Annotated in this window: 14 protein-coding genes; 8 read left to right on the top strand and 6 right to left on the bottom strand. The window is 41.8% G+C overall.

Annotated elements, in window-relative coordinates; all coding sequences use genetic code 11:
• Positions 1-11 precede the first annotated feature (11 nt).
• On the bottom strand, positions 12-686 hold the full coding sequence (locus tag FD723_RS31660; protein ID WP_179068872.1) for an NTP transferase domain-containing protein: 675 nt from the start codon (positions 684-686) through the stop codon (positions 12-14).
• Between the two features lie 215 nt (positions 687-901).
• On the opposite strand from FD723_RS31660, the gene FD723_RS31655 reads away from it, so the two are divergent.
• From FD723_RS31655 to cobJ, 5 genes are all read left to right on the top strand, one after another.
• Positions 902-1,294, top strand: coding sequence for a peptidoglycan-binding protein (locus FD723_RS31655; protein ID WP_179068871.1), 393 nt, complete (start codon positions 902-904; stop codon positions 1,292-1,294).
• A 371-nt stretch (positions 1,295-1,665) separates the two neighbouring features.
• A complete protein-coding gene (locus FD723_RS31650; RefSeq protein WP_179068870.1) occupies positions 1,666-2,055 on the top strand; it encodes a hypothetical protein in 390 nt (129 codons plus the stop codon).
• A 441-nt stretch (positions 2,056-2,496) separates the two neighbouring features.
• Positions 2,497-3,789: a DNA methyltransferase gene (locus FD723_RS31645; protein WP_179068869.1), complete on the top strand. Its 1,293-nt coding sequence runs from the start codon at positions 2,497-2,499 to the stop codon at positions 3,787-3,789.
• Between the two features lie 36 nt (positions 3,790-3,825).
• Positions 3,826-4,689, top strand: coding sequence for a DNA methylase (locus FD723_RS31640; RefSeq protein ID WP_179068868.1), 864 nt, complete (start codon positions 3,826-3,828; stop codon positions 4,687-4,689).
• Between the two features lie 87 nt (positions 4,690-4,776).
• The gene (gene cobJ, locus FD723_RS31635; RefSeq protein ID WP_179068867.1) at positions 4,777-6,495 is read left to right on the top strand and encodes a precorrin-3B C(17)-methyltransferase; all 1,719 of its coding nucleotides are present in this window, start codon (positions 4,777-4,779) and stop codon (positions 6,493-6,495) included.
• Positions 6,496-6,989: 494 nt separating this feature from the next.
• On the opposite strand, the gene pyrR is transcribed toward cobJ, so the two are convergent.
• The 3 genes from pyrR to FD723_RS31620 all read right to left on the bottom strand — a co-directional run bounded on the left by pyrR (position 6,990) and on the right by FD723_RS31620 (position 9,271).
• Positions 6,990-7,526: a bifunctional pyr operon transcriptional regulator/uracil phosphoribosyltransferase PyrR gene (gene pyrR / locus FD723_RS31630; protein WP_179068866.1), complete on the bottom strand. Its 537-nt coding sequence runs from the start codon at positions 7,524-7,526 to the stop codon at positions 6,990-6,992.
• An 89-nt stretch (positions 7,527-7,615) separates the two neighbouring features.
• The gene (cbiB, locus tag FD723_RS31625; protein WP_179068865.1) at positions 7,616-8,587 is read right to left on the bottom strand and encodes an adenosylcobinamide-phosphate synthase CbiB; all 972 of its coding nucleotides are present in this window, start codon (positions 8,585-8,587) and stop codon (positions 7,616-7,618) included.
• 243 nt (positions 8,588-8,830) lie between these two features.
• Positions 8,831-9,271: an Rrf2 family transcriptional regulator gene (locus tag FD723_RS31620; RefSeq protein ID WP_179068864.1), complete on the bottom strand. Its 441-nt coding sequence runs from the start codon at positions 9,269-9,271 to the stop codon at positions 8,831-8,833.
• Positions 9,272-9,727: 456 nt separating this feature from the next.
• Between FD723_RS31620 and FD723_RS31615 the strand changes: the two genes are divergently transcribed.
• Positions 9,728-10,141, top strand: a complete 414-nt coding sequence (locus FD723_RS31615) for an AbrB family transcriptional regulator (RefSeq protein ID WP_179068863.1) — start codon at positions 9,728-9,730, stop codon at positions 10,139-10,141.
• 62 nt (positions 10,142-10,203) lie between these two features.
• Here FD723_RS31615 and FD723_RS31610 read toward each other — a convergent pair whose 3' ends face one another.
• Positions 10,204-12,108 (bottom strand): chloride channel protein, encoded by a 1,905-nt coding sequence (locus FD723_RS31610; protein WP_179068862.1) that lies wholly within the window; start codon positions 12,106-12,108, stop codon positions 10,204-10,206.
• Between the two features lie 450 nt (positions 12,109-12,558).
• On the opposite strand from FD723_RS31610, the gene FD723_RS31605 reads away from it, so the two are divergent.
• Together FD723_RS31605 and FD723_RS42270 are read left to right on the top strand one after the other, a co-directional pair.
• On the top strand, positions 12,559-12,945 hold the full coding sequence (locus tag FD723_RS31605) for a hypothetical protein (protein ID WP_179068861.1): 387 nt from the start codon (positions 12,559-12,561) through the stop codon (positions 12,943-12,945).
• 363 nt (positions 12,946-13,308) lie between these two features.
• Positions 13,309-13,449 carry a hypothetical protein gene (locus FD723_RS42270; RefSeq protein ID WP_218651773.1) on the top strand — a complete coding sequence of 47 codons (141 nt, stop codon included), beginning with the start codon at positions 13,309-13,311 and terminating at the stop codon, positions 13,447-13,449.
• On the opposite strand, the gene recJ is transcribed toward FD723_RS42270, so the two are convergent.
• Positions 13,446-15,848 carry a single-stranded-DNA-specific exonuclease RecJ gene (gene recJ, locus FD723_RS31600; RefSeq protein WP_179068860.1) on the bottom strand — a complete coding sequence of 801 codons (2,403 nt, stop codon included), beginning with the start codon at positions 15,846-15,848 and terminating at the stop codon, positions 13,446-13,448. The two genes, FD723_RS42270 and recJ, sit on opposite strands and share 4 nt — an antisense overlap.
• Position 15,849 lies beyond the last annotated feature (1 nt).

Here is a 15,849-nt window from a genome sequence, read left to right as displayed (position 1 = left end):
GTAATATATTGCTATCCAGGATCATGCAGGTGTTCCTGATATACTTCCGGTGTATTAATGTCTAATAATACAGCCGGGTTATCAAATTTCACTTGATGAATTACTGGATAAAATTCTTTGATAATTTGGCGTAAACCTAAGCTTTCTTCACGGATATTTTGTAAGTGCGATCGCATTCCATTACTAAATAACAATGGATGTCCTATTTTACCTTGATATGTCGGTGCAGTAATCACTGCGAAATTGTCTTGATGTGCTAATAATAATCTCTGGTAAATATCTAATTTTCTGGGTTGATCCACTGCTGAAATTGCTAAGACTTCAAAGTTTGGGGGAATATATTGCAACCCTGTGAGCAGAGAAGTTGTTTTACCGAAATTGGTATGAAAGTTAATTACAGCTAAACTACCATCAGGCAAATCTTTTTGTTTATTGCTGTTGTGCGAACCTAAAACTACTACAGGAGTAAAATCTACACTTAACCACTGTTCTAGTTGATAAGTTAATAATGTTTTACCTTCATACCAAGGGAGTGAAGTTTTACAAGTACCCATACGAGTAGATTTACCTGCTGCGAGAACAATCGCAAAGTTACTACTCAGGTATCTGGCTTCTTCAAAAAATCGGGTATCTAAATCCAGCTTCGGAAAATTCTCATAAATCAAGAGCGTAACCTCGTCCGACATAAATTTTAATATATTTAGTCATGCTTTTGTCACAATTTTGCAATAGCTTTGTCAACATGACGTGTGATGCTATAGCTCTGGCTTCGGAAGTAGTCTGATGCTCAACCCACACGCCAGAGTCTACCGAGGAGAATCACTTCAGGCACAGGCCCTTATGAAGATGACTCTTCAAATCAAAATTGCAAAATTTCATATAGTTTAGAAGGAACAAGAAGATGAATTGGAAAGTACTTGCTTTACTCCCTGCTCTAACTCTAGCTACTGCTTTGCCTGCTTTCTCTTTAAGCAATCATAAAAGTCAAAATCCAGCTACTGCTACCTACGTCGCACAAAGTACTCCGCAAAAAAACACGATTAAAAAAACTAATGCTGTTGCCAAGCAAAAGCCCAGGAGTCTAGCAAAGCGTAGTAATGTACTGACAGTAGGCAGCCGGGGAGAGACAGTAAAAACTGCTCAAAATTCTTTAAAGCAGCAAGGATTCTATACAGCAAATGTGAATGGTGTGTTTGATAATAGGACTCGTGCAGCAGTAATCAAATTTCAGAAGTCTAAAGGATTAAGAGCAGACGGAATAATTGGACGCCGGACTTTAGCAGCTCTTAAATAGAATGGTTTACTCAATATCCTCATTACTGAAATGCCTTAAACGCAAAAGGCTAGAATTTATTTTCTAGTCTTAAACTAGTAACCCAGCTTTTTCTATCTCAATATTGCCTGCGGCCATGTCGCAGGCATTTTAATATTGTGCTAACTACGGTGGGCTACACCAACGCGAATCCTCGACTCAGTGAAGCGGTTTCAAGGCATAATAACTGAATAACAAAGCTGTGGATTCTTCTGTAATTTACCAACCTTGGCTTTAAGGATGAGAGGGATATGCTCAAATGTATGCAATCTCGTTTAACGAATTATGACAATACTATCTTTGGCAACTTGAGATCAGCGATACACTGAGGAAAATTCCTTGAGGAAGCGTTGATGGCACGAGCAAACGGGGTTACAAGTGAAACGTCTGTAGAGGAATTGCCTACAGTTGCAGACAAAGACACGGCAACAATTGAAAATTCGCCTGAACCAGTAGAGGATGCCCAGGATATTGACGATATATTAAACTCACTAAAAATTTTACTGAGTACCTTAGAAAAGCTCCAAAAAGTCCGGCAGGAAGTGGGTGATATCAAACCATTGATTGGGCGGATGCTGGATGGAGAACTGGTAGCTGGTGAAGAACTTGAGCAACTCAAGGCAGGTGTGAGCAGTCTTTCTCGTCTTGTTCGTGCTTATAATGACCATCAAATAGCGTTGGCGAAAGCACAACCTGCTAGAAACTTGTTAGATCAAGTCTTGAAAGAGCGTAAAGCGAACTGAGTTTGATTGGGGATTGGGGAAAAAATACTTTGGATATTTGCTTGGAATCCCGATCTCCATTCAAATCTTAGGAGTTTACAGTCCCTAATTTAAGAAGCGATCGCACTTTTTTTGAGAGATGCGATCGCTAGACATCTCCGAAAATGAATGTAGAGACAGACGTAGCACTGCTACGTCTCTACAAGGATTCTGGGTAACGCATATTTAATTTCTGGAGATGTCTACTGTAAACTGAAGGTTTAACTCAAACTTGCGGCTATACCTATGAATTCTTTACAAGACTACACAATTCCTATGCATTTTATGAAATTCTAAAGCAGTTGGGTATTACAGAGGAACATTTTAACCAACTGCGATAATTACTGTGTACTAGTATTGCAAAGCCGCATTTTACCTATTTATTTTCCAGCGATCGCTTCATAAATAATAATAACTATCCACATGAATCTACAATTAGAATTGCCATTTCAGGAATTTTCTTCTTGCACTTCCCAATCCTTGGACAGTTCATCTACATTCATTAATAACATGAAACTGCCAGTTCATCGCTGGTTTAGATTTAGTGCAGGTTTCTCTGCACAATGGGTAGAAACTATAATTACCCAAGCTAAAGAACGAGGAGAAACTACTGTCTTAGATCCATTCTCTGGTTCTGGTACAACTTTACTTGCATCTGAAAAGCTTGGAGTTGAATGTTTGGGAATTGAGGCTCATCCCTTTGTTGTGCGTATAGCAAGAGCTAAACTTTTATATCAAACTGACGCTGATGCTTATCTTGAACATATACAAAAAGTTATAAAATGTGCCGAAAATGTTCAGCCCTGTGTAGATACATACCCGAAACTGATTCATGAATGCTTTAGTATATCTTCACTTGAGTCTTTAGATAGATTGCGCCAGTCTTGGGAAAAATTTGCCGATGATTCATCTGAATCTCAGTTAGTTTGGTTAACACTTGTATCAATTCTTCGTCATGTTTCTCATGCTGGAACTGCACCTTGGCAGTACATTTTACCAAATAAAAAGAAACAATATTCTTTAGATACAATGTCTGCTTTTGGGCTAATGGCAGAGAGTATAGCTACAGATATGAGAATTGCCGGAAAAATGGCGGCTTCTATTGCTACACTTATTCAATCTGATGCTCGGACTTGCCAGGGTGTACCTGATAATTTTGCCAACTTGGTAATCACCTCACCACCGTATGCTAACAACTATGACTATGCAGATGCGACACGTCTAGAAATGTGTTTTATGAAAGAAATTTCCGGTTGGAGTGATTTACAAAGTGCGGTGAGGCAATACTTAATTCGTTCATGTTCGCAGCACGTAACCAATAAGAATGTAAACATTGATGAAGTTCTAGCATCTCATGAGCTATATCCAATCAAGACTAGTATTATTGAAATCTGTCACAAATTGTCCCAAGAACGACATTTACATGGAGGTAAAAAGAATTATCATTTGATGATTGCCTGCTATTTTTTGGATATGGCTAGAGTTTGGATAGCACTTCGCAGAGTATGCAAAAGTCCTGCAACAGTTTGCTTTATGATTGGCGATTCTGCTCCCTATGGTGTTTATATTCCGGTGATTGAATGGATGGGTTTATTAGCAGAAGCCGCAGGGTTTGAATCTTTTAATTTTGAAAAAGTTCGTGACCGAAATGTGAAGTGGAAAAATCGCAAGCATAGAGTTCCTCTTTGCGAAGGTTGTTTGTGGGTTTACGGATAGGGTAATCACAACCCAAATTATTTTTGCACAAATGTAATGGCAGAATCATTTTCACATAAATGGGGTCAGATTTTAGGGCATTTCATCCAAGAATTTATTCGTGAGACACTTCAACAAGTGGCTGATGAGCATGGTTTTTACTTAGACTCTCAGAGAAAGCGCAAGGCACGAATCACTAAAAAGGTATCATGGCAAGATCGCTACGGTAACTATCATGATCTTGACTATGTACTGGAACGAGGAGGTACAGAAGATACTCTTGGTCTTCCAGTAGCATTTATTGAGACTGCATGGCGGCGTTACACCAAGCATTCTAGAAACAAGGTTCAAGAAATTGAAGGAGCGCTTATTCCTTTGGCAGACACCTATAGTCACCTTAACCCATTTTTAGGAGCTATTCTAGCAGGTGTGTTTACTCAAGGAGCGCTTGATCAATTAGAATCTAAGGGCTTTAAAATTCTTTATCTTAAGTATGAAAACATCGTTAAATCATTTACATCTGTTGGTATAAATGCATCTTTCAATGAAAGTACGTTAGAAGCAGACTTTCAAAATAGGATTGAGCAATGGAAAAAATTATCAGCGCCGGATATTACTAACATCAAAAATCAAATGCTAAGTCTTGAAAAATTCCAAATAGATAAATTTATCAATACTTTAGAGCAGTCATTTGCTAGACTAGTTCAACAGGTAAATATCATTGTCCTACATGGGCTATGTCAACAAACTGCCACTGTCGAAAATGCTATTGAATATATTCATAACTATCCAGATAATCAACCTACATTAGCCCCACCATTAAAATACGAGATTGATATTCGTTATAATAATGGTGACTTAATTCATGCCATATTTAACAATAAAATTGAAGCGCTCAAATTTCTAAGAACATTTATTTAAAGTGCTAATTAAATAATTCGTAATGGGCTACGCTAACGTAATACTCGCCTCCGGCGAGAAGCAAGCTACGTAATTCGTAATTAAGTAATGATGAACGTTGCACCCGCCATTGTAATATTAGGTCAAAATAGCGTGACAGTAGCACGCAAAATAATCAGTGTTCTACCAGGGGCGACGCTATACGGTCTAGAGGGTCGCACATCTGGAGTTGATGTCAGCTTTACGAACTTTGGCGAGACGTTGCGCGAGTTATTTACCCAGGGAAGGCCGCTGATTGGCATTTGTGCCGCCGGCATTTTAATTAGGACTCTAGCTCCGCTACTTTCAGAAAAACGACAGGAACCACCAGTGCTAGCTGTAGCTGAAGATGGTAGTGCTGTTGTCCCCCTATTGGGCGGACTTGGTGGGGTAAACGATTTGGCACGCCGCATTGCTGAGGCGCTGGATGTCAAACCTGCAATTACGACCACAGGAGATTTACGTTTGGGAACAACGCTGTTATCTCCTCCAACTGGATACCATTTAGCGAACCCAGACGACGCTAAGAAATTTATCTCAGATGTCCTAGCTGGGGCGCAAGTCAAGCTAGAAGGAATAGCGCCTTGGTTGAGCGATAGTAAACTACCCATAGATCCACAGGGAGATTTGACCATTCAAGTTACAGAACGTTTGGTAACTCCCACAGCCAACTGTCTTATTTACCACCCAGCAACGATCGCGATCGCAATTAGTGACATCATTGATGATGCAGTAGCTTTAGTCCAGCAGCTACTAGCTGATGCCAAACTAGAAAAAACATCAGTTGCCGGCATATTTGCACCCATCGCTACCGCCGCCGATCCCACAATCCACGCCGTCGCTAGCGCCTTGAAAGTGCCCACCCGCTTTTTTACCCCAAATCAGCTAGAAAGTCTACTTTCACAAGGTTATAGCCCCGCCCAAGCCGCAGCGATCGCCGCTACAGGCACATCTCCCTTATCTTCCCCTTCTCCTAACATAGCGATCGCTATTGCCCCTCAAGTAATTGACCCCAACACCATCGGTCAGCCACGCGGACGGTTAGCGATTATTGGCACTGGCCCTGGTGGATCGCAATGGATGTCTCCCGAAGTCAAGGAGATACTCAAATCGGCAACTGACCTTGTGGGTTATAAAACCTATTTAGATTTAGTTGGTTCTCTGGCTGATGGCAAAGAACGGCATGAGTCTGACAACCGCGAAGAAGAAGCACGGGCAAAGATGGCTCTTGATTTGGCCGCATCTGGGCGATATGTAGCTGTAGTTTCCTCTGGCGATCCTGGTATCTATGCAATGGCAACAGCAGTTTTTGAGGTATGCGATCGCGATCGTAAACCCGAATGGGACAGTATCGATATTCATGTAGCCCCAGGCATCTCTGCAATGCAGGCAGCAGCAGCAGCCATTGGTGCGCCCTTGGGGCATGACTTCTGTGCTATTTCCCTCTCTGATATCTTGAAACCTTGGTCTGCGATCGCACAACGAATTACCGCTGCTGCTGAGGCTGATTTTGTGATTGCTTTCTACAATCCTGTTTCCAAAGAGCGCACCTGGCAACTGGCAGAAGCAAGAAATATTTTGCTGCAACATCGCACACCAGATACACCAGTAGTATTAGCACGGAATCTCGGTAGACCAGGACAGACGGTAAAAGCGATCGCACTTGATCAGTTAGCACCAGCAAGCGCTGATATGCGGACAATTATTCTCGTTGGTTCCACAAAAACCAGAACCATCAAGCGTAGCGATGGTAGCATCTGGGTTTATACACCGCGTCGCTATACCTAACAGCTAGTAGGGAACAGGGTTGAAACTCTCTTGATCGGCTAAAAAACTCTAATTTACATAATCGAATTAAACATAACTCTTGTGGGGTGGGCAACATGAGCGCCCAGCTTATGCAATTTAAATATGGGAAATTTTATATGGCTTTGTAGTTTTTGAGCAGAGAACTTGAAACCCAAACCAGAAGCGCTATCAATACTGCTCGCTTTGTGGATTTTTAACTCGGAATTGGGTTTGGGGTAAAGGTTAAAGGGTAAAGGGTAAAGGGTAAAGGGTAAAGGGTAAAGGTTTTTTCTTTCCCCTTCCCCCCGCTCCTTATCCCCTTCTTGGGGCCCCAACTTCCCCTTTTCCCCAAAACCCGACAAGTATTGGAAGCGCTATAGTTCTGCCTCGCAACTCCTAATGCCTAACATCTGGTGAAAAAGGATTGTTTTGACGTAGCAGTGCTACGTCAAAACAAGGGTTATGGGTAACGCATATTTAATTTCTGGAGATATCTAATGACTAATCAACTCGACTGCATCTCGTCCATCGAAATTCTGTAAGTAAACTTTGACAATTTCTTCTTTAGCAGTAGGCAACTTCTTACCAATAAAATCTGGGTGAATTGGTAATTCTCGATGACCCCTATCTACTAATACAGCTAAACGAATCACCTCTGGTCTACCGTAATCGTTAACTGCGTTCAAAGCAGCACGAATTGTCCGTCCTTTGAAAATCACATCATCTACGAGTACAACTGTTTTGCCTGTAAGGTCAAAGGGAATTTCGCTTTTCGTTGGAGTCCGCAATCCAATTTTGTCAAGGTCATCTCGATAAAATGTAATATCCAAAGCGCCGACTGACACGGCTACACCTTCCAGTGTCTCAATTTGACGTGCCAGCAATTCAGCTAATAACACACCTCTGGTATAAATACCAATAAGCACCAGTTGAGATAAATCACGCGTCCTTTCGATAATTTGAGAGGCCAGGCGAGTTAAGGTACGACGGATTTCTTCAGATGAGAGAATTTCAACTACTTTGGCAGACATAGCGAGTCATCAGTTAGGAGTGATAAGTTAAGAGTTAGGAGTTTTTATTCTTAACTTCTAACTCCTAACTCCTAACTTTATATTTATCATTACCGATTTGGGAGCATTAAGAATATAGCGATCGCTATCCCTAACCATAGCAAAAAACAATATCGAGTTAGCTGTAAAGCATTCTGAATAGAAGTTGTAGTAATGGGATAAATAGCATCTCCTAGCAGTGGTTTGTACTTAGCTACCCCACGATACCAATTTGTACCCCCCATTTGCACACCCAAAAAAGCAGCATAGGCGCATTCACTCCAGCCAGAATTGGGACTAGGATCGTTAACTGCATCCCGACGACAAATTCGCCAAAGGTACATCGGTTTACCCGATAACAGTGCTAGAGTCACAACTGTTAGCCGACAAGGTAACCAAGTTAAATAATCTTCTAACCGCGCACAGAACCATCCCAAATAAGTATAGGGTGCTTCTCGGTAGCCTACCATTGAATCAAGGGTACTGCTAGCTTTGTATGCCAAAGCCAAGGGAGTCGGCCCGACAATTGGTATGAAAACACCAACAATTGCATAAAAAAGCGGAGCCATGACCCCATCAGTGGCATTTTCTGCAACCGTTTCTAAAACGGCTCGCGAAATTTCTGCTTGTGAAAGGTTTTGTGTATCTCGACCAACATAATTACTTAAAATCTTCCGAGCTTTCTCCAAATCTCCTGTTGTTAAAGGTTGTAAAACAGCTTCCGCTGCGGCTCGCAAACTTTTGCCAGCAAAACAACTAGCCAAAAGAATGCTATTTACCGCAATTCCTAACAATGGATGAACCAATCTGGCAATTTTAATCATCAAAAAGCCAACAAGCCCGCTACCAATTATCAAGATAATGCCTAGTACAATTCCAGCTAGGCGTTGTGTTAGAGAATTTTGACACAATTGGAGAGAAAATTTGCTCAGGCGAGAAATTACCCACCCCATAACTTGCACTGGATGAGGCCAATCCCAAGGATCGCCAACTAAGTAATCTAAAAATGCAGCAATTATTAAGATATAGATATTATTAGTCATAAGTCACAAGTCTTGGATCAACCAATTTTGGATTTTGGATTTTGAATTTTGGATTGACCCCGACCACGTTAACGTAGCGTTAGCAAGTCATTGAGCGTCGGATTTGAAATTGAGGATTTTTGATTTGTTCCGCCTACGAAAGCGTTGCGAAACGGATTAACAGGCAGGGTATCAACCAAAAAATCTAAAATCTAAAATCTAAAATCTAAAATTCGTAGTCAATATTTGGCTACTGACTCTTGACTAAACCACAAAACTAGCCTCTTCTCCAAGGGAAGCTTGCCAACTACGAGCATCGTAATAAAGGTCTGCCAGAGTAATACTGTACAGAGCTTCTTTGAGCTTTTGGTTGAGTCTCTGCCAAAGGCTAAATGTTACCCAATCTTCAGTTTGTGTCGGTGCTGGGGTGTGATGGGGTAAATGGCTAGTCTCGCCAACTGCTTCTAAAATTTGCCCTATAGATATTTGTGCAGGCTCTCTTGCCAATTGGTATCCGCCAATGCTACCACGAATTGATTTGACTAAAGATGCACGACGCATTTCTATTAGTAGTTTTTCAAGATAAGGAGCTGGGATATCTTGGCGTTTGGCGATCGCTCTCACAGATGCAGGGCCATATCTTGGCTGTAAACTTAAATCTAGCAACGCCTTCACACTATAGTGTCCTCTGGTAGTTAGTTTCATTTTGGTAAGCTTTGTTGTTTATCCTTTGTAAATAACCAATAATCATTGAGCAATGACTAATACTTCTCTATGAGACGCTGCGTCAACGGCAACGCTCAGTAAAAGTTACAAATGACCAATGATTAATGACTAAGGATCAGTTTTGCTTATCATTCTGTGACTCAGTTATCATCTTCAGCAACTAGACAACCTTTTGAGCGTTAGTTTAGAAAACTTAAAACTTATATAGTCTAGCAGTAATTCACAAACTATATATATAGTTATCACTATTGGCAGCATTCTCTAAAATAGATTGTCTTGGCAATATTTGGTAATAGCATAACAATTGTGCATCTGAGTGTAATATACTTGGCTAGGTTGAGATAAAAAACTAAAGGATTATGTTCCTATTAGCTCAACCTCAGCTAAAATAAAATCGATTCAAACACTTCAAACATTCATTTTCGACCTAAGTTGATGCCTAAACTGAAAAAAATTGAACCCCTACTCGGTGAAGAACTGCTCAAAAAAGTCAAAGAGCTAGAAAACGAGAGCAAAGAAGACAAAGCCAAGAAGTGCGGCTACTATACCGTTACCAAAAATGGTATAGAGCGCGTCAATATGATGAAGTTCTTAAATGCCCTAATTGATGCTGAAGGCATTCAGTTGGACAGTACACCCAGCGCTAATGGGCGTGGTGGACGTAGTGCTAGCTATAGAATTAGTGTGCAATCGAATGGTAACTTACTTATAGGTTCAGCTTATACAAAACAGATGAATCTGAAACCAGGAGATGAATTTCTGATCACTTTAGGCAAAAAGCACATTCGCCTAAGACAGGTAGATCCAGAAGATCGGGAAGATGATGAAGCCATAGAAGCCACAGCTTAATAAATTGTCATTAGTCAATTGTCAATTGTCTTTTGTTAAAACCAATGACTAATGACTAATGACTAATGACTAATAGCTATATCTGTGGTAGGTAAAACTGGTAAATAGTGGCGAAGTGCCTTGCGCGTAACTGCTAAATTACAAGTTAATGCAATTTGCTCTTTTTCTAGTAAACCCAAAATGAGATCGGGTTTGTCTCGTGCTATCACTGGTAATTGATGCAAACCTCGAAGACTCATTCGGTCTAAAGCTTCAGATAATAATTCATCTTGCCAGGCATAGAGAATTTCAGTAGTACAAATGTCTATGAGGGTTTGACTGGATAAATTATCTGGAATTTCAGTTAGCGAAGTTGGGTATGTTTGCCAAAGATCGAGGGCACGGTTAATATCTTCTAGAGAGAGTATACCAACTAATTGCTCTGCTTCATCAATTACTAAGGCACTGCGGACGCGATCGCGTGTCATTTCCACAGCTGCATCTAACACCCCAAGAGTTGCAGATAACTTTTTTGGGCAGGGGTACATGGCATCTTCTACCAAAATTTGCTGCACAATTTCTGCTTGTTCATCTTTCAATTCCGAAAGACCAATTTGCTGTAAGTTAGAGTTAGAGTTAAAAGTTGGTTTCATCCTTTCCACTAGCCAAACACTCAAGCCCACAGCTGCCATCAATGGTAAAACGATGCGATAGTCACGGGTTAATTCAAATAGCATTAAAATAGCCGTTAATGGCGCTCTCACACTAGCAGCTAACACTGCTGCCATTCCCACCATTGCATAAGCTGGGGGAGCCGCCATTTGATCGCAAATTGCCGGGAATGCCACAGCCAAAATTTTGGCATAAGCCGATCCAAAAGAAGCACCTAAAAACATTGCTGGTGCAAATAAACCGCCGACGAAACCACTACCTGTACTAATTGCAGTCATCAGTAGCTTCACCACCAACAGCACCACCAACAGATAGAGTGGAAACTCTACATCCTGAAGCATTGCTTCTACAGTTTCATAACCGACACCCAGAATTTGCGGGAATTTCAAAGCAACTGCGCCAATGATTACACCGCCAATAATTGGATGAATCGGCTCAGGAATTAGTCCCAAAAAAGCAAAACCTGGAACCTTCCCAGCAAAGCAGGCTTTTGCCCCCCGAATTGATTGAGTATAAGCCAGAGCAACTAGGCTAGCCCCTAAACCCAAGCCCAGGTAAAGGGGTAATTCTAAGGGGCTGCGAACTTGGTAAACAGGTAAATCAAAAGCAGGTTGTGTCCCCAAACCGATTTGGGCAATCAATGCTGCTACCACCGCCGCTAGTAGCACTACACTGACAGCAGAAGTAGCAAAAGATGTCGCTCCCATCACCACTTCTAGAGCAAAAAATACTCCAGCGATGGGAGCATTAAATCCTGCTGCCAGTCCAGCCGCCGCACCAGCACCTAATAGCAAACGCTGTCGTTCTTGAGATACTTTGAGAATCACAGAGAACAACATCCCAAAATTGGCCCCAATTTCGACACTCGGCCCCTCTGGTCCCAAAGAAGCGCCACTCCCCAAAGAAACAGATGCGGCCAGCATTTTTGTAACTGGTCGTAGTGGTCGCCTAATCTCCGTTCCTTGAGAGGCGGCAATCAGAGATGAAAGTCCAGGGCCAAAGTCTTGAGTGCGCCAACGCATCAAGCCAACAATTAATCCGCCAAGGGTGGGAACGCAGGCTAAAGTCCAAGAACCCCAGACGCCAATTTGACCCATTAAATTTTCTAGCATCAGCTGGTGAATCAGCTGAATTAAATAGTGAAAGGTAACTACACCCATGCCAGTACCACCGCCAATCAGCACCGCTAAAAATAACACGACGGTTTCTGGAGATGGTTGAAAACGATTAATTAGGTGAGCTAAAGGAGTAGAAGGTGTAGGAAAGGCAGGTTGTTCCGTTACCTTCCTCAGTTGAGTGGCAGGCAAGAAAGTCATTGAGAGGCGGGGTAAATGTAAGAAAAAATTTAAATTTTTATCTGTTACTTCTCATTGTGAGCCATTATTTAGCAACCGGACAAGTAGACTTGATTTGCTTGATTTACAAAGCTTTAGCTAAAAATGTCATTGTGCAAAATTTTTGTGGTGAGAATGGTTAAATGGGAGACAATTATTATTTGAGGGTAAGCGATGCTCAGTTTGGGCAACGCCAACACTATTCTTTCTAGAGACAAGAAAGTTTCTGTCGGTTGGGTGGACTCACCTGTAAACATTAACTAGGAGTCATCCTTGCTTAAATCTAGCTATACTCGTGTTGCGACCATTGAGCCATCCTTGGTAGTAATAGAATGTATGTATGGTTTATGCCTGATTTCAGACCATACATTGATCCCAAGTCAGTATAGCTATTGTTATAGAGCGAGTAAATGGACTAGGCGGACGAGGTAAATGAATATACACACTTTTGATAATCATTATGTTACTTGCCCAATTTGCCAAAGAAATGCTACGCCCAAACCAATTAAAACCCGTATGGGCTTGTTTTGCTGTCCCTATTGCCAGGAACGACTAGTAGTTTGCCAAAGTGGTCATTATGTCCGCGATCCGTTTACTTGGAGACAAATGATGATTTCTTCGGCGCTACGTCGGCAAAGCCGACCTTTAGCGAGGATTATCAGAGATTTTGTCCTGCTCAAGCGCCCGATGGTGGCACTGGCTGTAGGAAGTGCGATTTTCTTTGGTGCGATCGCTCTTACTCAAGAAAGGATAAGTTACGATCGCCAAATACTTCCCACAACAGAGAAAGTTAATCAACCAGGAAACAAATCTCAGTAAATGGATTAATTTGGTATAAATCAAATTCTACTTTGATTTTTGTAATATTATAACTAAATACTCCAATAAAACCGTGTCTTGTTCACCCCAAATAGGACACGGTTTTATATTATGTCTACTTAAAGGATTTCCAACAAATAAATTATCCAATCTTGTGAGGTGGGCGAGACTGCTATGCTAGGTCACTACCAATACTGTTCGGTTAAGCATTTTTAACTTGAAATTGGGTTTGGGGAAAAGGTTAAGGGGTAAAGGTTAAAGGTTTTTCTTTTCCCTTTTCCCCTGCCCCTTATCCCCAGAGGGGACCCCACCTTCCCTTTTTCCCCTTAACCGAAAGGTATTGAGGTCACTACAACAATCTCTATGCCCGTACCAGCCACCACCGAATCAGCACAGAGGTTCCTCAGTTGCGTCAACTTTTTCTTTTGCGATCGCTTGACTTTCAAGACAGTCGCTACAAATTTTCAAAACCTACGCAGTATTGGATGTGGTTTAGCTTATTAATTTTCGTAGCTGGCGATCGCAACAATAGTAGATAAAGGTACTTCTGCAAAATATTGTTGCTGAAATTGTTCTTCTCGGACAGCAGCTAAAAATCGGGCAACTGCTGCATCAGCAAGGTTTTCGGCGCTATCGCTTGGATGCCAAGTGATTTGCAAATAATGGTCTTGTCGTTTGACTGTGAACCCGAAATATTTTAAAGCTTTGATGCCGACAAGTAAGGTTTGGTCGCTGATGCCGATTTTCTTTAAAAGTTGTACGCGGGTAACTAGTTGATTTGTGCGACTGAGATATTTGGCAATTCCTACCAGAGTCAGCCAAATTTGATTGGGTGGTTGGTGGTTGGGTTTAGACCAAGCGATCGCTAATTGTTGCTGATTATCAAACCCAGGCGTAGAGCGACTTATCGCCAAACATCGCCGCAACCAGATGCGTAAATCATCCCAATTTGTGGGACAATCTTCAATAAGCGGATAGCTAGGGTTGAGCGAGTGCTGAGTGCTAAGTGCTGAGTGTTCCTGATTCCGTAAGTCTAGGATGAAGGGTGTTAGCGATCGCGAAGCGTTAAGTGCTGAGTTAGCAGAAGGACGCACGGCAATTAATCTGATTTCATAACGTTTTTTGAAGGTGTTGTAGTCTAGTTCTGCTATGCAATCACATCTTCCAATGGGCAATTCATCTTTGTAGTGTCCCCACCATAAACCAGGAAAAGCACTTCTGCTAGAATCATCCCGAATATCAAACTCAGCTTTAATGTACTGTACCTTTTTTCCTTGCCAATCTTGCTGATTGCGATGCCAAGCATTTTCAAACCAGCAGTTTTGAATTAGCAATTTTGGAACAGGATTACCCATTCCACAAGGTTCTAGCAGTTTCAGTTCCAAAAATAACTCTTTCCCCAAGTCTGCAACTGTTACCGTCAAGTCTGCTTGCACAGTTGGCGTTAGGGTTGTACTCCCTAATGATTGGCGCAACTGCTGATTAATCGCCGCTGTAAATAAAGGAATATTTTCCACCAACAAACTTAAACCTGCTGCAAAGGGATGTCCCCCAAAACGGTGTAACAAATGTGCTTGGTCTTTCACCAGTTGGTATAAATCGACAGAATTCACCGAACGGGCAGAACCTCTTGCAAGCAGAGGGGCAGAGGGGCGGAGGGGCAGAGGAGAAAAATTGCCCCCCTGCTCCTCTGCTCCTTCTGTACTTAACAAAATCGTGGGGCGACCTGTTTCTTGTGCTACCTGTCCGGCAACTAAGCCCAATACACCCGCAGGCCATTGGGCATCTTCTAGAACAATGACGCTGGTGGTTGATAAGTCTAATTGGGTGAGTTTTTGCGCTACTTGTGCTTGCACATCTTTTTGTAAAGATTTGCGGCGGGCGTTAGCGAGTTCTGTAACTTCGGCTAGTTCGTTACAACGTTTGACATTCCGACTAGTTAATAATTCCACGCAGAAACTAGCATCACCTTGGATACGACTAACGGCGTTAATTCTTGGGCCCAAACCAAAAGAAATATCTGTGGGGCGATCGCCACTTTTCTGGCATAATTCTAATAATCGCCCTACCCCTGGCCGCCGCCGCGCTGCTGCCGGCTGTTTAAAATCTTCTTGCAGTCGTTGAATTCCCATCTGTGCCAAATAGCGACAATCTCCACTTAACTGCACTAAATCGGCAATTAATCCAACTGCCACTAAATCTAATAAATCTTCTAAGGGATATTTGGCAACATTGGGCAAGCTTTGATACAGTGCTTCCACCAACTTATAAGCTACTGCCACCCCAGAAAGATTAAATAACTGATGTTCCTTGGATAAATAACGAGGATTGATAATCGCTGCAACGGGTGGGCGTTCGGTGGGTAAGGTGTGATGATCTGTAACTATTACATCTATACCTAACTGTTTGGCATAGATAATTTCCTCAAGGTTGGTGCTACCTGTATCGCAAGTAACAATTAATTTGCAACCTTGTTTTGCTAAATAATCAATGCCTTGATTATTAAGTCCGTGGGATTCTTTTAGACGATTGGGAATGTAGTAAATTAACTGGGTATTTTGAGCGAAAAACTGCCCCAATCCATCCCAAAGTACCGATGTGGCGGTAATGCCATCGGCATCGAAGTCTCCCCAAATGGCAATTTTTTCTTTGGTATTGTATGCTTCTTGCAAGCGTGCGATCGCTAAATGCATTTCTTGCCCAAACTCAAAGGCACTTGCTGGCTGATAAGCTTTATAGTTGATAAAAGCTGTTAATTGTTGACGATCTTTAATACCCCGTTGCCACAACAACTGTGCCGCGTATAGTCCACTTGATGCAGGTGTATGCTGTTTCACTGCTTCGATAAACCACTCTGGTGGTTGTTCCGTTGCTGTTATAGTCCACTGCTGTTGTTCTGACATA

This window comes from Nostoc sp. C052, assembly GCF_013393905.1.
GTDB lineage: Bacteria > Cyanobacteriota > Cyanobacteriia > Cyanobacteriales > Nostocaceae > Nostoc.
The sequence above is the reverse complement of the archived record's forward strand: the minus strand, read 5'-3'. Positions and strand labels throughout refer to the sequence as shown.